At 47.0% G+C, this 18,412-nt stretch carries 27 protein-coding genes; 2 read left to right on the top strand and 25 right to left on the bottom strand.

Going from position 1 to position 18,412, the window contains the following annotated elements; all coding sequences use genetic code 11:
• Positions 1–367: 367 nt before the first annotated feature.
• Both AC3Y23_RS27345 and AC3Y23_RS27350 read right to left on the bottom strand, forming a co-directional pair.
• The gene (locus tag AC3Y23_RS27345; protein ID WP_066367494.1) at positions 368–598 is read right to left on the bottom strand and encodes a hypothetical protein; all 231 of its coding nucleotides are present in this window, start codon (positions 596–598) and stop codon (positions 368–370) included.
• A 172-nt stretch (positions 599–770) separates the two neighbouring features.
• Positions 771–1,382 (bottom strand): stage II sporulation protein M, encoded by a 612-nt coding sequence (locus tag AC3Y23_RS27350; protein WP_379205138.1) that lies wholly within the window; start codon positions 1,380–1,382, stop codon positions 771–773.
• Positions 1,383–1,492: 110 nt separating this feature from the next.
• Here AC3Y23_RS27350 and pdaB point away from each other — a divergent pair, with 110 nt between their 5' ends.
• Complete coding sequence (pdaB, locus tag AC3Y23_RS27355) at positions 1,493–2,299, top strand: polysaccharide deacetylase family sporulation protein PdaB (protein ID WP_379205140.1); 807 nt, start codon at positions 1,493–1,495, stop codon at positions 2,297–2,299.
• Between the two features lie 59 nt (positions 2,300–2,358).
• Here pdaB and AC3Y23_RS27360 read toward each other — a convergent pair whose 3' ends face one another.
• Positions 2,359–3,162, bottom strand: a complete 804-nt coding sequence (locus tag AC3Y23_RS27360) for a PPK2 family polyphosphate kinase (RefSeq protein ID WP_379205143.1) — start codon at positions 3,160–3,162, stop codon at positions 2,359–2,361.
• A 168-nt stretch (positions 3,163–3,330) separates the two neighbouring features.
• Complete coding sequence (locus tag AC3Y23_RS27365) at positions 3,331–3,921, bottom strand: KinB-signaling pathway activation protein (protein ID WP_379205253.1); 591 nt, start codon at positions 3,919–3,921, stop codon at positions 3,331–3,333.
• Positions 3,922–4,050: 129 nt separating this feature from the next.
• Here AC3Y23_RS27365 and gerD point away from each other — a divergent pair, with 129 nt between their 5' ends.
• Positions 4,051–4,740 carry a spore germination lipoprotein GerD gene (gene gerD, locus AC3Y23_RS27370; protein ID WP_379205145.1) on the top strand — a complete coding sequence of 230 codons (690 nt, stop codon included), beginning with the start codon at positions 4,051–4,053 and terminating at the stop codon, positions 4,738–4,740.
• A gap of 75 nt (positions 4,741–4,815) precedes the next feature.
• Here gerD and AC3Y23_RS27375 read toward each other — a convergent pair whose 3' ends face one another.
• From AC3Y23_RS27375 to rplR, 21 genes are all read right to left on the bottom strand, one after another.
• On the bottom strand, positions 4,816–5,928 hold the full coding sequence (locus AC3Y23_RS27375; protein WP_379205147.1) for an Mrp/NBP35 family ATP-binding protein: 1,113 nt from the start codon (positions 5,926–5,928) through the stop codon (positions 4,816–4,818).
• Between the two features lie 61 nt (positions 5,929–5,989).
• Positions 5,990–6,763: an N-acetylmuramoyl-L-alanine amidase CwlD gene (cwlD, locus tag AC3Y23_RS27380; protein WP_379205149.1), complete on the bottom strand. Its 774-nt coding sequence runs from the start codon at positions 6,761–6,763 to the stop codon at positions 5,990–5,992.
• A 75-nt stretch (positions 6,764–6,838) separates the two neighbouring features.
• Entirely contained in the window at positions 6,839–8,011 is a 1,173-nt protein-coding gene (gene sat, locus AC3Y23_RS27385) for a sulfate adenylyltransferase (RefSeq protein WP_379205151.1), read from the bottom strand.
• Positions 8,012–8,049: 38 nt separating this feature from the next.
• Complete coding sequence (locus AC3Y23_RS27390; RefSeq protein WP_379205153.1) at positions 8,050–8,742, bottom strand: phosphoadenylyl-sulfate reductase; 693 nt, start codon at positions 8,740–8,742, stop codon at positions 8,050–8,052.
• Between the two features lie 180 nt (positions 8,743–8,922).
• Entirely contained in the window at positions 8,923–9,315 is a 393-nt protein-coding gene (gene rpsI, locus AC3Y23_RS27395) for a 30S ribosomal protein S9 (RefSeq protein ID WP_175370335.1), read from the bottom strand.
• A gap of 20 nt (positions 9,316–9,335) precedes the next feature.
• The gene (gene rplM / locus AC3Y23_RS27400; protein WP_066367540.1) at positions 9,336–9,773 is read right to left on the bottom strand and encodes a 50S ribosomal protein L13; all 438 of its coding nucleotides are present in this window, start codon (positions 9,771–9,773) and stop codon (positions 9,336–9,338) included.
• Between the two features lie 193 nt (positions 9,774–9,966).
• On the bottom strand, positions 9,967–10,758 hold the full coding sequence (truA, locus tag AC3Y23_RS27405; protein ID WP_379205156.1) for a tRNA pseudouridine(38-40) synthase TruA: 792 nt from the start codon (positions 10,756–10,758) through the stop codon (positions 9,967–9,969).
• A gap of 184 nt (positions 10,759–10,942) precedes the next feature.
• Positions 10,943–11,308: a 50S ribosomal protein L17 gene (gene rplQ, locus AC3Y23_RS27410; RefSeq protein ID WP_066367544.1), complete on the bottom strand. Its 366-nt coding sequence runs from the start codon at positions 11,306–11,308 to the stop codon at positions 10,943–10,945.
• Between the two features lie 33 nt (positions 11,309–11,341).
• Positions 11,342–12,286, bottom strand: coding sequence for a DNA-directed RNA polymerase subunit alpha (locus tag AC3Y23_RS27415; protein ID WP_066367546.1), 945 nt, complete (start codon positions 12,284–12,286; stop codon positions 11,342–11,344).
• A 130-nt stretch (positions 12,287–12,416) separates the two neighbouring features.
• Entirely contained in the window at positions 12,417–12,812 is a 396-nt protein-coding gene (gene rpsK, locus AC3Y23_RS27420) for a 30S ribosomal protein S11 (RefSeq protein WP_066367554.1), read from the bottom strand.
• A 19-nt stretch (positions 12,813–12,831) separates the two neighbouring features.
• The gene (gene rpsM, locus AC3Y23_RS27425) at positions 12,832–13,200 is read right to left on the bottom strand and encodes a 30S ribosomal protein S13 (protein WP_379205160.1); all 369 of its coding nucleotides are present in this window, start codon (positions 13,198–13,200) and stop codon (positions 12,832–12,834) included.
• A 19-nt stretch (positions 13,201–13,219) separates the two neighbouring features.
• A complete protein-coding gene (gene rpmJ / locus AC3Y23_RS27430; RefSeq protein ID WP_003322638.1) occupies positions 13,220–13,333 on the bottom strand; it encodes a 50S ribosomal protein L36 in 114 nt (37 codons plus the stop codon).
• Positions 13,334–13,426: 93 nt separating this feature from the next.
• Positions 13,427–13,642: a translation initiation factor IF-1 gene (gene infA / locus AC3Y23_RS27435; RefSeq protein ID WP_006212898.1), complete on the bottom strand. Its 216-nt coding sequence runs from the start codon at positions 13,640–13,642 to the stop codon at positions 13,427–13,429.
• 2 nt (positions 13,643–13,644) lie between these two features.
• A complete protein-coding gene (locus AC3Y23_RS27440) occupies positions 13,645–13,953 on the bottom strand; it encodes a hypothetical protein (RefSeq protein WP_379205163.1) in 309 nt (102 codons plus the stop codon).
• Positions 13,954–13,964: 11 nt separating this feature from the next.
• Positions 13,965–14,717, bottom strand: a complete 753-nt coding sequence (gene map / locus AC3Y23_RS27445; RefSeq protein WP_379205165.1) for a type I methionyl aminopeptidase — start codon at positions 14,715–14,717, stop codon at positions 13,965–13,967.
• 4 nt (positions 14,718–14,721) lie between these two features.
• On the bottom strand, positions 14,722–15,366 hold the full coding sequence (locus tag AC3Y23_RS27450) for an adenylate kinase (protein WP_379205167.1): 645 nt from the start codon (positions 15,364–15,366) through the stop codon (positions 14,722–14,724).
• A gap of 96 nt (positions 15,367–15,462) precedes the next feature.
• The gene (gene secY / locus AC3Y23_RS27455) at positions 15,463–16,761 is read right to left on the bottom strand and encodes a preprotein translocase subunit SecY (RefSeq protein ID WP_379205169.1); all 1,299 of its coding nucleotides are present in this window, start codon (positions 16,759–16,761) and stop codon (positions 15,463–15,465) included.
• A complete protein-coding gene (gene rplO, locus AC3Y23_RS27460) occupies positions 16,761–17,201 on the bottom strand; it encodes a 50S ribosomal protein L15 (RefSeq protein WP_066367583.1) in 441 nt (146 codons plus the stop codon). The genes secY and rplO overlap by 1 nt, the downstream gene beginning before the upstream one ends.
• 41 nt (positions 17,202–17,242) lie before the next feature.
• Positions 17,243–17,428 (bottom strand): 50S ribosomal protein L30, encoded by a 186-nt coding sequence (gene rpmD, locus AC3Y23_RS27465; RefSeq protein ID WP_175370341.1) that lies wholly within the window; start codon positions 17,426–17,428, stop codon positions 17,243–17,245.
• 14 nt (positions 17,429–17,442) lie between these two features.
• Positions 17,443–17,940 (bottom strand): 30S ribosomal protein S5, encoded by a 498-nt coding sequence (rpsE, locus tag AC3Y23_RS27470; RefSeq protein WP_066367590.1) that lies wholly within the window; start codon positions 17,938–17,940, stop codon positions 17,443–17,445.
• A 27-nt stretch (positions 17,941–17,967) separates the two neighbouring features.
• Positions 17,968–18,336 (bottom strand): 50S ribosomal protein L18, encoded by a 369-nt coding sequence (rplR, locus tag AC3Y23_RS27475; protein WP_379205173.1) that lies wholly within the window; start codon positions 18,334–18,336, stop codon positions 17,968–17,970.
• Between the last annotated feature and the right edge of the window lie 76 nt (positions 18,337–18,412).

Genomic DNA, 18,412 nt, shown 5'->3' on the forward strand with positions numbered 1-18,412 from the left:
TAACCATCCGAAAACTTATCGAAAAGAGCGATTGCTCATTTTGAAACATCTGACGAGAATTAAATTCTCATTTGTGAACTCACTTGCGTGAATTCGATACTCACTCGTTGTTCAGTTTTCAAAGATCAATTTCTTGTTTGTCAGCCGCTTAATGTCTCAGCAGCGACCTTTATAATATATCATACTGTTGTGCTTTTTGGCAAGTGTTTTTTTGAAAAAAGTTTTTTTCGTTTTTCTTGCCTGCGTTCACCTTTTTTGATAACCAAAAGGGGCGCGAGATATAATTTATCATGGCGCCCCCCTTTTCGTCAAGCTATTATTTTATCTTTTTTTTCATTTGTCTTAACTCTTACTATTGCCTTTCTCTTTAATGCTTGAACTGTGAGGACTTCCCGCCCCAAGCATACTTGGACAGCTCCTTCTGGGGAGCAAAACGCGCATACATACGAAATACCGTTTTATAGCGGTTGGCGATAGCATGCCTGATATTCTGGTCCAAGCGTTGATCGCTCAAATCTAACAGCATCTCATCCAGCTCTTTGCGCAAAACATAGTCCAGTTCCTTGCACTCCTTCTCGTTGAACAACATCCCCAACATATGCTTGGCCTCCTTCGCAAGGGTTTCATTTTACAATTTCTCAAATGCAGAAACTGATGGTTATAGAAAAGTAGTTCATTTGCCGGTATGGCACAGTTGAAGTTGCTTACCTTTTATTTACCCACTTTCCTTAAATACATGACTCTAATGTTATGCTCATTTCCCAGATATTTTATGATAAAAGAGAAAATGTAATTGTACTCTCAATAATAGCCGCAACAAACAGCAGGATAACGATCCATATGGATGCCGTTAATGTCTGTCTCATAAAGAAAGACCAATCTTCTCCCCTAGCCCCGCTTCTCCCTGATCTTCTGAAGATACTGGCAACCACCCTAGCTCCAAACTGCAGTCCAAAAGCGCAAGCAATAATAATAGCGGGGATCTCGATAATCCCGTGCGGCAGCAATCCTTTTACAATCAACGAGAACAAATCCTGACCTTGAAGTGCAGACAAGTGCACAATATAGCCGATCACCGCACCATTGATTAAGAGGAATAACGCTGGCAGTATGCCAAACAACGCTCCGAGAAAGATAATGACAACACCTTTGATACTGTTATTCAAAAATATAAATACAAAGAAGCTCCATTGGGGATTGGACGACTCCTTAAGCGTTCCACTAATTGTTCTGAGCCCCTCCAGTTGCTGCATAAGCAGCTTTTCCAAACCTTCTGTACCGATCCAACCTATCACTATACCAAGGGCGAATAGCAGCAATGAGAACAGCAATGCCTTTCGGATAGATTTAAGATCTTTGGCAAAAGTGAAGAACGATAGCATATATACCTCCTGATATTAGCGATCTCCCCATACCGAGGGTCATAACATGACGGTACGAGCATACATTTAGAACAAACAAGCATTTGCTGGGGAGAGGAGCGCTGTCATTTATGAATTCTTTTTATGTATTTAGCGGCAAGAAGATCAAAAGGTTCTTTTATATCTTCGCTGCTGCGCTGCTTGCTGCCGGTGTAGTGTATGTCGAGAGGGGTAATATTACGGTGTTTTCTCAAGCCGCCCCCCCTGCCGCGATCTACAGTATACCGACGGAGAAGAAGCTGATTGCCCTGACGTTTGATATTAGCTGGGGAGAGAAAAGGCCTGGACCTATTCTGAAGGTGCTGGAAGACAAAAAAGTGGATAAGGCAACTTTCTTCCTATCCTCGCCATGGAGCAAAACTCACCCCGATATTGTGACAAGCATCAAAGATGCGGGCTATGAGATTGGCAGTCACGGGCACAAGCACGTCAATTACAGCACACTGAGCAACGAGGAAATTCGTACGCAAATCAGCACCGCTCACACCGTATTGACCGAGTTGACTGGGAAGGAACCGAATCTGATTCGTATGCCTAATGGCGACTTTGACAAAAGAGTGCTGCAGGTGGCCACCGATCTCGGTTACAAAGTGATTCAATGGGACACTGATTCTCTGGATTGGAAAAATATCGGCGTAGACAATATCGTTAACCGTGTGACGAAAAAAGCTCATCCGGGAGATATCGTGCTTCTGCATGCCAGCGACTCCTGTAAACAGACACACGAGGCCCTCCCCAGAATTATTGATGAGCTGCGCGCCCAAGGTTATGAATTCGTTACCGTATCCGAGCTTCTGAGCCAAGGCAGCACTGAAGGCAAGGAAGTCCGGGATTCTGCTTGGCTGAACGACCGGCTGGAGGATGCAGCTGGCATGTAATACCTGAATTGCCTTCCCTGTGGTACCGCTGACTGCACAATAGGCCTAATCCTCAAATCTTAATGACGTGGCGAAATGAGCTCCGAGATGTCGGGTGTGGGGGTGTCCAGTTTCGGATAACTCAGATCAAGACCCTCCAGCGTCTTTACTACAATGGATAGAGCCAAATAATTGCGGTACCACCGGTGATTGGCCGGAATCCAATACCATGGTGCTTTTGCTATACTGCTCTCCCGGAAAACATCTTCGTACGCCTTCTGGTAATCATCCCAATACTCCCGCTCCTGCAAATCACTGACATCAAATTTCCAGTGTTTCTTGGGATCATGGAGACGCTCCTGAATTTTCTCCATTTGCTTCTCCTTGGAAATATGCAAAAAGAGCTTGATGATTGTCGTTCCTTCTTCAACAAGCATTTCCTCAAACTGGCGGATATAGCGGAAACGGTTCTTTAATTCTTCTTTGGTCAGACCACCGTGTACACGTGGAACCAGCACATCCTCATAATGGGAGCGATTAAAGGCAGAAATATAGCCCTTGGGTGGCGTCTTTTGATGCACTCTCCACAAGAAATCATGCGCCGCTTCATCCAGCGTAGGCTTCTTAAAGCTGGTGACCGTGAAACCTTGGGGATTGAGTCCCGAGAAAATATGCTTAACTGTTCCGTCCTTCCCGCTGGAATCCATGCCTTGCAGGATCACGAGCAATGAGTGTTTTTTCTGAGCAAAAAGAATGTCCTGAAGTTCCGCAAGCCGCTCTTTCAGCCGCTCCGTCTCCGCACTTGCCTCTTCCTTCGATTTGAACGACCCCTTTTCACCCGGATCCAGTTTGCTCAGCGAGATTTCATTTGTGTCTTTTATCATATAGCGCTTAATGCCCATATATTCCCCTCCCCATTAAGATGAATCCGCAATAACAGCGTCTTTCTGAGATTACCCTCTAGCTTCTGTTTTTAACCGTTCTTCCCACATAAAATAAAAATCCCCGCCTCCTTGCAGGATAAGGAAACGAGGGGTTCAGCACATTCTCCTTCAGGCAGCCTTGAGCTTCAAAACACGGTGAAGCATCAGGATTTGGAAGGCATTGCAGGCGATCAAAGGAACAATAATAAATACGGTGGCACTGTCAACGCCAATACGAAGCACGCCGATGGTTTCTACGATAGTAATCGCTGTCATAAAGAAAAAAGTCGGAATCCAGGCAGAGAAGTTCGTGCTTCTTACCTTAAAATAAGTCACAACAATAGCGGATAACAGAATCAGAATCCCCAAGAACAGATCTGACGTTACGTCTCGTTCCCCACCCACGACAGAGCGCAAGAAAACGAGTTCCAGCAAGGCGAGCACGGCCAACACCAGTTGTATGTACTGCCAGGCTTTTCGTGGAAATACACCGATACCCATGTAATTCAGAATCAGATAAGCGAAAAAACCAAGCTGGGAATAAACGCTGACTAGCATTCCATACCCCAATAAAATAAGCGGGTACAGCAGAAAATCTGCGGTGCTTTTAAAATCAATCTTGCCATTCACTGCCTGTAGTGCAAGACCGGCAATAACAGCCCCGGCCGCCCCTATAAGCAGCGTTGTCCAAAATAAATAAAACCACTTTTTAATGCTCAGCCAGTTCACCCCCCTCATGTCAGATTTATTTTACCAAGGTTACCGTCAAAAAACCATTGCTCTGTGACATTAAATGTATTCTCAAGCGGCATACTACATATCAAAATCCTACAAAGGAGGGCAGTGCCAATGAAATGGAGGACGATGGGCTTCACCTGTTTCACATTGAGCTTGGTTCTGACCTTGACGGCCTGCGGAAGCGAGCAAAGCAGTTCTTCCTCAGGACAAGGCAGTTACAAGGAAATGAAGACCATGGTTGTTGATATATTAAAAAGTGATGATGGGAAAAAGGCAGTCGAGGAGGCGCTTTCGAGTCCCAGCTCCGGAGGTGGTGAAGGTGGTGGGAGCGGAATGAGTATGAAAATGATGCCGCTTCAGACCACGGAACAAATTCGTACGGCAGTCAAGGATACCCTGACAGCGCCGGAGTATAAAAAGGAACTCGAGAAGATCATGAAAGACCCGAAGTTTGCGGGTGAGTTCGCCAAGGCTATTAATACACAAAGTAAAGAACTCCATCAACAGCTGATCAAGGACCCTTCGTACCAGAAATCGGTTGGGGAAATTATGAAGTCTCCAGAAATGACGAAGATGTATCTGGATCTCACCAAAACCCCAGACTACCGCAAGCAAACGATGACCATTATGCAGGATGCGATGCAGAATCCTCTGTTCCGCATGGAAGTACTCAATCTTTTGAAGACCGTGGTTCAAGAAGAGCTTCAGCCGAAGGCTCAGAAGAAAGAGGGCGGAGGGCAAGGCGGCGAAGGTGGAAAACAAGATAGCGGTGGAGGCGGAGGCGAAGATTCCGGATCCTAAATAATATACAAAAAAGAGGCCTTTCCCCCGCGAAACGGAGAAATGGCCTCTTCTTCTTTTTTATGTGAAATTGCTTTACTCTTCCTCATACTTAGCGATCAGCTTGTCCGCTACTTCAGCAAATAACAAGGCTGCCGTTGTCTCTGCTTTATATACTGAAGGAGAGAAATCCGGCTCCGAGATATGATTATCTGGTGCCCCGAGTGGAATCTGAGCCAAAAGCTCAGTATGTAAAGTCTCCGCCAGTCTGGCACCGCCTCCGCGTCCGAAGATGTATTCCTTCTCTCCACAGGCTGAGCATTCGTAATAGGACATATTCTCAATTACCCCGATCACCTCATGATCGGTCTGCAAAGCCATAGCGCCCGCTCTGGCGGCTACAAAGGCCGCTGTGGCATGCGGAGTGGTCACGATGATCTCTTTGCTCTGTGGGAGCATCTGATGCACGTCCAGGGCCACATCACCTGTTCCAGGGGGAAGATCCAACAACATATAATCTAATTCTCCCCAGCCTACATCACTGACGAATTGACGCAGCATCTTGCCAAGCATCGGTCCACGCCAAATGACAGGACTGTTCTCACGGATGAAGAAGCCCATGGACATCACTTTTACACCAAAACGTTCCACAGGAATGATAGTCCCTTCTTCGACCACCGGCCCTTCCTCAATGCCCATCATATCTGGAACACTGAAGCCGTAGATATCAGCGTCGATCAGGCCTACCTTCTTACCTTTACGGGCCAGGGCTACCGCCAAGTTGACTGTAACGGTCGATTTCCCTACACCGCCTTTACCACTGGCTACAGCAATAAACTTCACACCTGATTCCGGACTGATTAGCTCATGATCATCAAGACCGGCCGCATGGCCTTTTTTAAGCTTAACGTCATGCTCCGCTTCAGCTTCCTCGGAACGGCCACTCCTATGGAGCGAGCGCTCATAGTCTGTGGCATCCCTAAGCCGGATATGCACATTCCCCGCACCGCCATTCTCCAACAAATCCCGCACCTGCTGTTCCAACTCCATGCGTTTTTGCTCTTCTGAATCCAGACAGACAATGGAAAGTGAGACTCGGTCTTCTTTAATCATTATGTCACGAATTAATTGCAGCTCGATAAGGCTTTTTCCGGTTTCCGGGTCTTTAATGTTCTGCAAAAGTTCCTGAATTTGTTCCCTGGTCAGCATGGAAAGCACCTCAGTTTCACTCCGGACAGGAATGCTCCGGTGTTTTTGTCTTATTATAGCATTACCTTTCTGCAGAAGAGTAGTCCTTACCCGGCTGCTCCGACTCGTATCGGAGGATTCCCCGGTATATACTGGTAGCTACTTTACGCTGATATACATCATCCCCAAGCAGCAGAGACTCCTGAGGATGCGACAGAAAACCGACTTCCACAAGCACGGACGGTATCTTCAGCGCCTTCAGCAGATACACCGTGTTAACCGTCTTGGCCACACGATCCGTGTTCTCCAGTGTATTTCTTAGCTCAGCCTGTACGAAATCGGCCAATGGCTTGTTATCTTTGTTATTTGGATAGTAAAAGGTTTGTGCTCCGCTCCAGCGATTGGAGGGAATGCTGTTCATATGAACACTGACAAACAGATCCACCCGCTTCTCCTCAATCGTTCTGACCCGTCGCTTTAGGTCCTCTGTCTTGCGCTTCGCATAGCCCTTAGTATCATTCTGAGCCAAGTCGTAATCGCCCTCACGGGTCATCACCACAATGGCACCGGCTTGCTGCAGATAATCCCGTAGATAAAGAGATACCGCCAGATTGATATCCTTCTCAATCAGCCCTTCCCGGCTAACAGCACCGCCATCCGGTCCTCCATGGCCAGCATCTATAGCGATGACTTTGCCCGACAACGGTAAGCTCCAATAATTCGTTGTTTTAGCTGTGGGCATATCATAAGCAATGATTCCAATCATCAATGCCAATAAGGCTATGCCGAGCATACCTTTTCTGATACTGCTCCATGAGATCCAGACCGAGACTTTACTGTTCTTTCGGCCAGACATAACAAAGACCCCCTCGTCCCGATAGATTCTACTCATCTATATGGGACAAGAGGGTCAATTATTACTGGCTTTGCATTATCGAACCGAGGCCTCCGGTGACATCCCTTCAATTAACACCTGAGCGACCTCCGGGCGGGTGAATTCAGGTGGCGGACAAGTACCCTCACGCAGCAACCCTCGTACCTTTGTACCAGACAAGGTCAAATGATCTTCTCCTGGATGCGGGCAAGTCTTGCTCGAAGCCATATTGCCACATTTTTTGCAGAAAAAACTATGTTCAAAGAATAATGGCGTTATACCAAGTTCATCAGCGGTAAAGTTCGCAAAGATTTCCTGTGCTTCATAAGTTCCATAGTAGTCGCCCACTCCCGCATGATCACGTCCAACAATGAAATGAGTGCAGCCGTAGTTTTTACGTACTATGGCATGGAAAATCGCTTCCCGTGGTCCTGCGTAACGCATGGCTGCCGGAAATACACCTAGAAAAGTTCGATCTTCTGGATAATAATTCTCTAAAAGAACCAGGTAGCTTTTCATCCGTACATTGGCCGGAACATCATCCGACTTGGTCTCTCCAACCAACGGGTTCAGGAACAGTGCGTCTACAACCTCCATAGCGCACTTCTGAATATACTCATGGGCGCGGTGCACCGGATTGCGTGTCTGAAAGCCTACAACCGTTCTCCAGCCCTTATCCGCAAATATTTTACGAGTCTCCGAGGGGTCAAAGTAGAATTCTCCGAACTTCGTTGGCTGCGGACGGTTCAATACTGTAATCGGGCCTCCAACATAGGTAGCGGAACGTGACATTAATTTGCTAAATCCTGGATGCTCAGGGTCTGTAGTCTTGAAAATATTCTGTGCTTCCACGTTCTGATCCACATTATATATACTTTCAACGTTCAGCAAACCGTAGGTTACACCGTCCTCTTCCCCAACCAGTGTTACCTGTTCGCCAATACTAAGGGTTGCCGCTACTTTTTCGTCTAAGGCCAAGGTAACTGGTATACTCCACACTGTACCGTCAGCCAGACGCATATTATGCACAACAGATTGATAGTCCTGTTCGTTCAGAAATCCCGTGAGCGGAGAAAATGCTCCTACAGCGATAAGATCCAGATCAGAAATTGTCCATGTGTTAATGGCAATGGATTTGTTATGAACAGAGGCTTGCAGCAGTTGTTCCCGCTCTGCCCCTTCTACTACACGCCTAACCAATGTTCCGCCATGCGGAAGTATTGAAGTCATTGATACTCTCCCCTTCTGTGTTGTCGCGGCAGTATGCCTTATTTATGCAATCCGCATTCGGTTTTTTCAGAACCTGACCAACGTCCCGCACGCGGGTCTTCACCAGGCATAACCTGTCTTGTGCAATACTCACAACCGATGCTCGGGTAATTACGGTCATGCAGTGGGTTATAGACCACATTGTTCTCACGGATGTAGTTCCAGACATCTTCACTTGTCCAGTTAGCAATTGGATTAAATTTAACAAGACCAAATTTATAATCATATTCGACTTTTTTGGCATTGGCACGGGTAGGCGCTTGATCGCGTCTGATTCCGGTTATCCATGCCTCATATTGAGACAAAATTCGCGTAAGCGGCTCAACTTTACGGATAGCACAGCATTGATTGGGATCTGTACTCCATAGCGCTTCACCGTACTGAAGTGCTTGCTCCTGCGGAGTGATTTGCGGAGCTACACGGACAAACTCCAGGCCATATTTTTCGGAAATCAAATCTCGGGTCTCATAGGTTTCTTGGAAGTGGAAGTCAGTATCGAGGTAAAAAATATCTGTAGAAGGGCTAACTTTTTGAAGCATATCCACCAGCACGACATCTTCAGCACCAAAGCTGCAGGCAAACGTTATATTCGGAAACGTCTCGACCGCCCAGCGGATGATTTCTTCAGGAGAAGCATTCTCCAGTTCTTCAGCTTTGATCTTGATCAAATCTTCTTTTTCAAGCAGGTTCATTAAACATATCCCCCATCCTTATAGAAAAACTTGATTAATCCCAACTATTTTTATATGGAATAGTATATAACTTTCCCTGAAGATGTCAATAAATTTGGATGAAATAAACAAATCGATAAGAGAATACTAATATAAAAAGAAGACCCATCTCCATAGGAAAAGGGTCTTCTTGTATAAAAATTAACGTTTCGAGAACTGAGGAGCACGACGAGCTGCTTTAAGGCCGTATTTCTTACGTTCCTTCATACGTGGGTCACGAGTCAGGAAGCCGGCTTTCTTCAGCGATGGACGGAACTCAGGATCAGCTTTCAGCAATGCACGGGAAATCCCGTGACGGATTGCGCCAGCTTGACCAGAGATACCGCCACCATGAGCCAGTACGATTACATCGTAGCTGTTCAGGGTTTCAGTCAGGTTCAAAGGTTGTTTTACGATCAGTTTGAGTGTTTCCAAACCGAAATATTCGTTGATATCGCGTTTGTTAATGACAATGCGTCCTTCACCCGGTACAAGGCGAACACGTGCTACCGAATGTTTACGACGACCTGTCCCATAGTATTGTACTTGTGCCATGAAACTGTCCTCCCTTATTCTTATCCGCGAAGTTCGTAAACTTCAGGTTTTTGTGCTGCATGTGGATGCTCAGCGCCTGCATAGACTTTCAATCTCAACTTCATTTGATTGCCTTGACGAGTCTTAGGAATCATACCGTGAACAGCAGATTCAAGAACACGCTCAGGTTTAGTCTTAAGCAATTCACCAGCAGTAGTAACTTTCAATCCGCCCGGGTGCATCGAGTGACGATAGTACTTTTTGTTCTCCAATTTCTTACCAGTCAATTCAATTTTCTCAGCGTTGATAACAACTACGAAATCTCCTGTATCAACGTGTGGAGTGAATTGCGGTTTGTGTTTGCCGCGGATCAAAGCAGCGGCTTCGCTTGCCAAACGACCAAGTGTTTTGCCTTCGGCATCAATGATGTGCCAATTGCGTTCAACTTCGTTTGGCTTCGCCATATAGGTGGTACGCATGAATGTTTCCTCCTTGTTCTCGTACGAAAATCTTCTGTTTCGTATATCTTGTTTCTCATTGAATTACAATTGTGAATGTTAGTGTAAAGCAGTTTGTTGGTGTAATCTTGATCGGGGCTGTGGGATAGCCATCAAGAAAACACAACTTTTATTTTACAGTATAAGCATCACAAGTGCAAGTGAAACTTAAGCTTCAATCTGCTTTTTTATAATCGGCCTCTTCATATTCTACACTCCACAGCATCAGCCCTTTAGCCACAGCCGTAGGGCCTGCTGCACCACGATCGCAGGCTGCCAGAATATGTGCTACTTTATCCGCAGAGTACTTCCCTTCACCCACATTAAGCAGCGTCCCCATAATTATGCGGACCATATGCTGCAAGAACCCACTTCCGGTAATAAAAACATGAATAACTCCCTGATCCCGGGGATTCGGCCTGCACATACTTCTGTCTACCTCCATATGCGCTTCATAGATCGTTCGAACATGTGAAGTCTTCGTCGAATGCCTTGAAGCAAAGGAAGTAAAGTCATGCGTACCCAGAAGATGGGCCAATCCCTGCTGCATGGCCGATACATCCAGAATACCCGGATGATGCAGCTGCCAGCGTCTCTGAAAAGGATCCGGGAACTGATTCGCGTTAATCGTATACCGGTAGGTCTTGCGCTTTGCGCTTCTCCGGGAATGGAACGACAGCGAGACTTCTCTCGCTTCCGTAACCACTATATCTTGCGGCAATCTCGCATTCAGGGCCAGACACCAGCGTTCCACCGGAATTTGCGAGGAGGTGATGAAATTGAACGGCTGGCCGTAAGCATGTACTCCAGCATCCGTGCGTCCTGAAGCGTGTATCTTGAGGTTTTCGCCCGTCAAGTTGAGTATAGCCTCTTCCAGCCGGTCTTGAATCGTATTGCCCTGTGGCTGGGTCTGAAAGCCATCATAAGTCGTTCCGTCATAATTGACCTTCATCAATAGATTACGCATTCCATTCTCCTTTACAAAAAAAAGAGCCCCTGCGGGAGCTCCTTCTACTCTAACAAGGCGATTCCCGCGGTTAGTTGCACGGCAGGGCCTATAAGCCCCTGCTGCACAATAACACTGATCTTTCCATCAACCATTTTCCGAGGAAAATGATTTCTGGGGTTACCGGAAATCAATACCTCCGTTACTACGCGCGGTCTACCAGCTCAAGGTAAACCATAGGCGCAGCATCGCCACGGCGAGGTCCCAGTTTCATGATACGAGTGTATCCACCTGGACGCTCTGTGTAACGAGGAGCAATATCAGAGAACAATTTTTGGATTGCATCTTGTTCGCCATCGACAGTCTCGCGACGTACAAATGCAGCTACTTGACGGCGAGCATGAAGATCGCCCTTTTTCGCTTTAGTGATTAGTTTCTCAGCGATGGAACGAACTTCCTTCGCCTTGGCTTCCGTTGTTTGGATACGCTCATACAAGAACAGATCCGTTACCAAGTCGCGAAACAAAGCTTTACGCGCGCTGGAATCACGGCCCAATTTTTGGTATGCCATTTCATTCCCTCCTTTACTATAGCAATCTGATCGCTATTCTTCTGTACGGAGACCCAAACCGAGTTCCTCAAGCTTCTCCTGAACTTCTTCCAAAGATTTACGACCAAGGTTACGCACCTTCATCATATCTTCTTCCGTTTTCGTGGTAAGCTCCTGCACGGTGTTGATACCGGCACGTTTGAGGCAGTTGTAGGAACGGACAGAAAGATCAAGCTCTTCGATTGTCATCTCAAGCACTTTTTCTTTTTTGTCTTCTTCTTTTTCGACCATAATTTCGGCGTCTTTCGCTTCATCCGTAAGTCCTACGAACAATACGAGGTGCTCGTTCAAAATTTTGGCTCCGAGGCTTACAGCCTCTTCCGGTCTAATACTACCATCTGTCCAGATCTCAAGCGTCAATTTGTCATAGTTGGTTACTTGCCCAACACGAGTGTTGTCAATGACATAGTTAACACGTGAGATAGGGGTGTAGATGGAGTCAACCGGGATAACACCGATTGGCTGGTCTTCGCGTTTGTTCCGATCCGCTTGGACATAGCCACGGCCACGGCCTGCAAAAATTCGCATGTGAAGTCTCGCACCAGGTCCCAGCGTTGCAATATGAAGATCCGGGTTCAGGATCTCAACGTCGCTGTCCGCACGGATATCACCTGCGGTCACGACGCCTTCCCCTTCAGCATCAATCTCGAACACTTTCTCCTCATCGGAATGAATCTTCAGGGAGAGAGCTTTCAGGTTCAAAATGATTTCCGTCACATCTTCCATTACGCCAGGAATGGTGGAGAACTCATGCAGAACACCGTCAATTTGGACCGAAGTTACTGCGGCTCCCGGCAGGGAGGACAGCAGGATCCGGCGAAGCGAGTTCCCCAGAGTCGTGCCATATCCACGTTCCAGCGGTTCAACTACGAATTTCCCATAGGTTCCTTCTTCATTGGCTTCTACGGTCTCAATCTTCGGCTTTTCGATTTCTATCACGAGTGTACCCCTCCTTCAAACGTCGCTCCTATATGAAACTGTCACCCATCAGGTGCATCATGTAGTATGCCTAAACACCTATTATTAGCAGATGCGTCAGAATTATACCACAATCACGATACTGATTTCACTATACGCGGCGACGTTTTGGCGGACGGCATCCATTGTGAGGAACTGGAGTAACGTCTTTAATGAGGTTAACTTCAAGACCAGCGGCTTGAAGGGAACGGATGGCTGCTTCGCGGCCCGCGCCCGGTCCTTTAACCATAACTTCAACGGATTTCATGCCGTGTTCCATAGCGGCTTTCGCTGCTGTCTCGGCTGCCATTTGCGCTGCATATGGAGTCGATTTACGGGAACCTCTAAATCCTTGGCCGCCGGAGCTAGCCCAGGAAATTGCATTACCGTGAGGATCCGTGATGGTAACGATGGTGTTGTTGAACGTGGAACGAATGTGTGCCACGCCACTCTCGATATTTTTACGGTCGCGACGTTTGGTACGTACGACTTTTTTCGGTTTAGCCATTGTCTCTTATCCCCCCTTATTATTTCTTTTTGTTTGCTACCGTACGACGCGGGCCTTTCCGGGTACGGGCATTCGTTTTGGTACGTTGACCGCGAACAGGCAATCCACGACGGTGACGAACACCGCGGTAACAACCGATCTCGGACAGACGCTTAATATTTAAGGAAATTTCACGACGAAGGTCACCTTCAACCTTAACTGTCTTGTCGATCGTTTCACGCAGTTTGCTGACTTCATCTTCCGTCAAATCACGGACACGTGTATTAGCGCTAATGCCTGTTTCATTAAGAATTTTCTGGGAAGTCGTTTTACCGATTCCGAAAATATAAGTCAAGGCGATCTCAACGCGTTTGTCACGTGGCAAATCCACTCCAGCTATACGAGCCATTTTACGCTACACCCCCTTCTTAACCTTGTTTTTGTTTGTGTTTCGGATTTTCGCAAATTACCATAACAGTCCCTTTGCGGCGGATGACTTTGCATTTCTCGCAAATGGGCTTTACAGAAGGTCTTACCTTCATGCTAATTACCTCCTAAAAGTTTTACATAAGTAAAACTGGGTTCGAAAGCATACGCTTAGTTTTGCGGAGCAAAACTTATTTCGTAGTTCCCATCTATTTACGGTAAGTTATACGACCTTTAGTCAAATCATAAGGCGATAACTGCACGACGACTTTGTCTCCGGTCAGTATACGGATAAAGTGCATCCGCAATTTCCCGGATACATGGGCAAGAATTTGGTGACCGTTTTCCAGCTCAACCTTAAATGTTGCATTCGGCAACGGTTCAATGACCGTACCTTCCACCTCAATGACATCTTCCTTAGCCACAGTTAGTCTCCTTTCTCTTTCGCGCTTATTCCTTCCGGATCACCATACTTCGTCACTGCAAAACGCAGCTTTCCATTGGTCACCCTTCCGGTCTCTTTCAAACTGTCCACAACCTCACTGCTGATGAAAGGTATGAGCTCCAGATGAAGAATATTCTTCTTCTTCGGCACGTCAAACTTCCGTTTGTCCCCATCGGCAATGTATACAAATCTGCTGTCAACAACTGCGATAACAATGGCAGCCTCTCCGGCATCCTTGCCTTTGAGAATTCTCACCAATTGACCAACCTGCGGGCTGCTCCCAGTACTCAAATGAAGATCACCTACGCATTCAGTTTTGTGAAAATTTCCATGCCGTCCGGAGTAACTGCTACTGTATGTTCAAAATGAGCACACAATGAACCGTCTACCGTAACGACCGTCCAGTTATCTTCCAGCGTTTTGACATACCGTTCACCCACGTTTACCATCGGCTCAATCGCCAGCACCATGCCAGGTTTAAGCCTTGGTCCGCGGTCCGCTATGCCATAATTCGGAATTTGCGGTTCTTCATGCAGTTCTGCCCCAATGCCATGACCAACATACTCGCGTACCACCGAAAACCCGGCTTCTTCAATGTATTTCTGTATGGCGTGGGAGATTGTAAACAAGCGCACATCCGGCTTAACTAACGCCAGTCCTGCGTACAGGGAGCCCTCCGTAACGTCCAGCAAACGCTGAGCCTCTTCGGAAATGCTGCCCACCCCGTAGGTCCAGGCGGAATCACCGTGATAACCGCGGTACTCTGCGCCGATATCCAGCGAAATAATATCGCCTTCGATCAGCTTGCGTTTACCCGGAAATCCATGCACCAATTGTTCATTGACTGAAGCGCAAATGCTGGCAGGAAAACCGTTGTAACCTTTGAAAGACGGCACAGCACCTTGACTGCGAATGTATTGATCTGCAATTCTGTCGAGCTCTCCGGTTGTGATCCCTGGCTCAATAGCCTGTGATATCAAACGGTGACTCTCGGCAACAATTCGACCAGCTTCCCTCATAAAGGCAAGTTCCTGTTCGGACTTACATATGATCATTACACTAACCTCGCAGTAAAGACACTATTTCGGAAGAAACGACATCGATTTCGTTTTCCCCGTTCACCTGACGCAAAAGACCTTTATTCTCATAAAACGCGAGCAAAGGCGCTGTCTTGTTGTCGTACTCATCAAGACGCTTTCCTACGCTCTCTTCATTGTCATCTGGACGTTGATACAGCTCACCGCCATCAATGTCGCAAATGCCTTCTTGCTTTGGCGGATTGAAGATCAGATGATAGGATGCTCCGCACACGCTGCAGATTCTACGTCCCGTAAGACGTGCCATAAGCAGGCCGCGGTCAACATTCAAGTTGATCACATGATCCAAGGAAGTGTTCAAACGACTCAGGATTCCATCCAGCGCTTCCGCTTGCGAAAGGGTTCTTGGAAAACCGTCCAATAAAAAACCTTTTTCGCAATCGGACTGCTGCAGCCGTTCTTCCACGATTCCAATGGTCACATCATCTGGTACAAGCAAACCTTGATCGATATAGGACTTGGCCTGAAGTCCCACTGGAGTTTCCTGCTTGATTGCCAAGCGGAAGGCGTCTCCAGTTGAGATATGAGGAATACCAAGTTCTTTCACGACTACAGCTGCTTGTGTTCCCTTGCCTGCCCCAGGAGGGCCCATGAATAAAAAGTTCACGATTTCTCTCTCCCTCCAAGATTCGCCACCAAGCAAGAAACAGCACAATAGGTGCCGGGAAGTCTTCGTTTCTTAAGCCTCACCGGAACCTATCGCCTATTTATTGATGAAGCCTTTGTAATGGCGTTTAATCAAATGGCTCTCAATCTGTTTCATTGTATCCAATGCTACCCCGATCACGATCAGAATCGATGTACCACCAATCTGAACCGAGTCAGGCAACCCGGAAATCTTCCCGAAGAATACAGGAAGTACGGATATTACAGCCAGGAACAGCGCGCCTGACATCGTCAGACGGGACATTACCTTGGTCAAGTATTTCTCCGTTGCTTTACCAGGACGAATTCCCGGAATGTATCCACCATTCTTCTTCATGTTGTCAGCCATCTGCTGTGGGTTCATCTGAACGAACGTATAGAAGAACGTAAATCCGATGATCATCACAATATACAGAACCATGCCGAGGGGCTCATTAAACTTCAGGTTGCCAGCAACCCATTTTGCCCACTCATGTGTTGACCAGAAGTTGGAGATAACAACTGGGAATTGCAGTAAGGACACAGCGAAAATGACAGGGATAACGCCCGCTGCGTTAATCTTCAGCGGAATATGCGTGTTCTGTCCACCATACATCTTGTTGCCGACTACGCGTTTGGCATATTGTACAGGAATTTTCCGTATACCTTGTTGTACAAAGATTACTCCTGCAACAATAGCCACAAGCACGATCACAACAATCACGACTTTAAGAATATTCAGGAACGTCTGATCCGGCTGAATAAAGCTGGACTGAGCCGTAGCTGCTATATGTCCCGGAACGCCTGCGACGATTCCCGCAAAAATCAGGATCGAAATCCCGTTTCCGATACCCTTTTCGGTGATTTGTTCACCTAGCCACATCAAGAAGGAAGTACCTGCCGTCAGGATAATGGCAACCAGTAAGTAATCGGCAAAGGTAGCGTTAGGCATCATCTGTGCACTATAGATTCGGTTAAAACCTATAGAAGTGGCAAAGCCTTGAATTAGCGCCAATACTACAGTACCGTACCGCGTAATTTGGGCCAATTGCTTTTTCCCGTGCTCCCCTTGTTTAGCCCATTCAGCAAACTTAGGAACAACATCCATCGACAATAACTGCACGATGATGGATGCTGTGATGTACGGGTAGATACTAATCGCAAATATTGAGAAGTTCTTGAGCGCTCCTCCGGAGAAGGTGTTCAAAAGACTCATCAATGCTTCACCGGTCTGATTAGCCGATTGCAAGATATCCTTATTAACTCCAGGAACCGGCACATACGAACCAATGCGGTAGATGATCAAAACGAACAGGGTAAAAAGGATCTTTTTGCGCAAATCTTCAACATGCCATATATTCTTAAGCGTCTTGAACATTAGATCACCTCGGTTTTACCGCCGGCAGCCTGGATTTTCTCTACCGCAGATTGAGAGAACTTATTTGCTTGTACAGTCAATTTAACGGATAGTTCGCCGTTGCCGAGGATTTTAATACCGCTCTTGGAGTTCTTGACAACGCCAGTTTCCAGCAACAACGCAGGAGTTACTTCTGTTCCTTCTGCGAAGTTGTTCAGATCTTCCAGGTTCACAATCGCGTACTCTTTACGGGTAGGATTGATGAAACCACGTTTAGGCAGACGACGGTAGAGTGGGTTTTGACCACCCTCGAAGCCCGGGCGAACACCACCGCCGGAACGGGAGTTTTGACCCTTATGACCGCGACCGGAAGTTTTACCGTTACCGCTACTAGGACCGCGACCAACGCGGTTGCGTTCTTTACGGGACCCTGGAGCAGGAGCAAGTTCATGTAACTTCATCGTTTGCACCTCCTTATTGTTGTTAATTTATTACGAAGGATTTAGCCTTCGATTTCAGTAACAGATACCAAATGGCTCACTTTGTTGATCATTCCGCGAATTGCGGGATTGTCATTGTGAACCACTGTCGAATTGAGTTTACGCAGGCCGAGCGTCTTAACTGTAACACGTTGTGTTTCAGGACGTCCAATTACGCTGCGTACGAGGGTAATCTGCAATTTTGCCATTGACGTTCCCCTCCTTAACCGCGCAGTTCTTCGACAGATTTGCCGCGAAGTTTCGCGACCTCTTCAATGCGCTTCAGACGGGAAAGACCCTCCAAAGTTGCATTGACCATATTCATGGAGTTCGAAGAACCCAAAGATTTTGTCAAGATGTCGCCAACGCCTGCCAATTCCAATACCGCACGAACTGGTCCGCCAGCGATAACGCCCGTACCTTCGGATGCTGGTTTCAGCAACACGCGTCCTGCGCCGAAGTGACCAGTAACCAAGTGAGGAATCGAAGTTCCTACGATTGGAATGTGAATCAGGTTTTTCTTGGCATCTTCAATACCTTTGCGGATGGCTTCCGGAACTTCGCCGGCTTTACCGATACCCGCTCCGACGTAGCCGTTGCCATCGCCCACAACAACCAATGCACTAAAGCTGAAACGGCGTCCGCCTTTTACAACTTTAGCAACCCGGTTAATGTGTACAACTCTTTCTGTCAGCTCTAAACTGTTCGGATCTACACGCAAGTCGTTAACCTCCTTTTAAGAATTATTCTAGAATTCAAGACCAGCTTCGCGAGCTGCATCTGCCAATGCTTGAATCCGTCCATGGTACAAGTATCCACCGCGGTCAAATACAACCACTGTATGACCTTTTGCTTTAGCGCGCTCAGCGACCAATTGGCCTACTTTGCTTGCAGCTTCAACGCTACCGCCATTACCGATGCTACCGCTCAGTTCTTTATCAAGTGTAGAGGCAGATACGATAGTAACGCCTGTAACATCATCGATCAATTGAGCGTAGATGTGTTTCGAAGAACGGAACACATTCAAACGTGGACGCTCAGTAGTACCCTGAATTTTCTTACGAACACGCAGGTGTCTCTTGAGACGAGCCTTGTTTTTGTCCTCTTTTGTAATCATGCTTCCCTTTCACTCCCTTCAGTTTGCCGTAAACAGCTTCACTTTAAGATGCACGGGGTATCTTACAATTAAGATT

This window comes from Paenibacillus sp. MAHUQ-45 (assembly GCF_058133325.1).

Excerpts from the sequence above, each read along its gene's own strand:
- AC3Y23_RS27345 (WP_066367494.1), bottom strand. The coding sequence starts at position 598 with ATGTTGGGGATGTTGTTCAACGAGAAGGAGTGCAAGGAACTGGACTAT.
- AC3Y23_RS27350 (WP_379205138.1), bottom strand. The coding sequence starts at position 1,382 with ATGCTATCGTTCTTCACTTTTGCCAAAGATCTTAAATCTATCCGAAAG.
- pdaB (WP_379205140.1), top strand. The coding sequence starts at position 1,493 with ATGAATTCTTTTTATGTATTTAGCGGCAAGAAGATCAAAAGGTTCTTT.
- AC3Y23_RS27360 (WP_379205143.1), bottom strand. The coding sequence starts at position 3,162 with ATGATAAAAGACACAAATGAAATCTCGCTGAGCAAACTGGATCCGGGT.
- gerD (WP_379205145.1), top strand. The coding sequence starts at position 4,051 with ATGAAATGGAGGACGATGGGCTTCACCTGTTTCACATTGAGCTTGGTT.
- AC3Y23_RS27375 (WP_379205147.1), bottom strand. The coding sequence starts at position 5,928 with ATGCTGACCAGGGAACAAATTCAGGAACTTTTGCAGAACATTAAAGAC.
- cwlD (WP_379205149.1), bottom strand. The coding sequence starts at position 6,763 with ATGTCTGGCCGAAAGAACAGTAAAGTCTCGGTCTGGATCTCATGGAGC.
- sat (WP_379205151.1), bottom strand. The coding sequence starts at position 8,011 with ATGACTTCAATACTTCCGCATGGCGGAACATTGGTTAGGCGTGTAGTA.
- AC3Y23_RS27390 (WP_379205153.1), bottom strand. The coding sequence starts at position 8,742 with ATGAACCTGCTTGAAAAAGAAGATTTGATCAAGATCAAAGCTGAAGAA.
- rpsI (WP_175370335.1), bottom strand. The coding sequence starts at position 9,315 with ATGGCACAAGTACAATACTATGGGACAGGTCGTCGTAAACATTCGGTA.
- rplM (WP_066367540.1), bottom strand. The coding sequence starts at position 9,773 with ATGCGTACCACCTATATGGCGAAGCCAAACGAAGTTGAACGCAATTGG.
- truA (WP_379205156.1), bottom strand. The coding sequence starts at position 10,758 with ATGCGTAATCTATTGATGAAGGTCAATTATGACGGAACGACTTATGAT.
- rplQ (WP_066367544.1), bottom strand. The coding sequence starts at position 11,308 with ATGGCATACCAAAAATTGGGCCGTGATTCCAGCGCGCGTAAAGCTTTG.
- rpsK (WP_066367554.1), bottom strand. The coding sequence starts at position 12,812 with ATGGCTAAACCGAAAAAAGTCGTACGTACCAAACGTCGCGACCGTAAA.
- rpsM (WP_379205160.1), bottom strand. The coding sequence starts at position 13,200 with ATGGCTCGTATAGCTGGAGTGGATTTGCCACGTGACAAACGCGTTGAG.
- rpmJ (WP_003322638.1), bottom strand. The coding sequence starts at position 13,333 with ATGAAGGTAAGACCTTCTGTAAAGCCCATTTGCGAGAAATGCAAAGTC.
- map (WP_379205165.1), bottom strand. The coding sequence starts at position 14,717 with ATGATCATATGTAAGTCCGAACAGGAACTTGCCTTTATGAGGGAAGCT.
- secY (WP_379205169.1), bottom strand. The coding sequence starts at position 16,761 with ATGTTCAAGACGCTTAAGAATATATGGCATGTTGAAGATTTGCGCAAA.
- rplO (WP_066367583.1), bottom strand. The coding sequence starts at position 17,201 with ATGAAGTTACATGAACTTGCTCCTGCTCCAGGGTCCCGTAAAGAACGC.
- rpmD (WP_175370341.1), bottom strand. The coding sequence starts at position 17,428 with ATGGCAAAATTGCAGATTACCCTCGTACGCAGCGTAATTGGACGTCCT.
- rplR (WP_379205173.1), bottom strand. The coding sequence starts at position 18,336 with ATGATTACAAAAGAGGACAAAAACAAGGCTCGTCTCAAGAGACACCTG.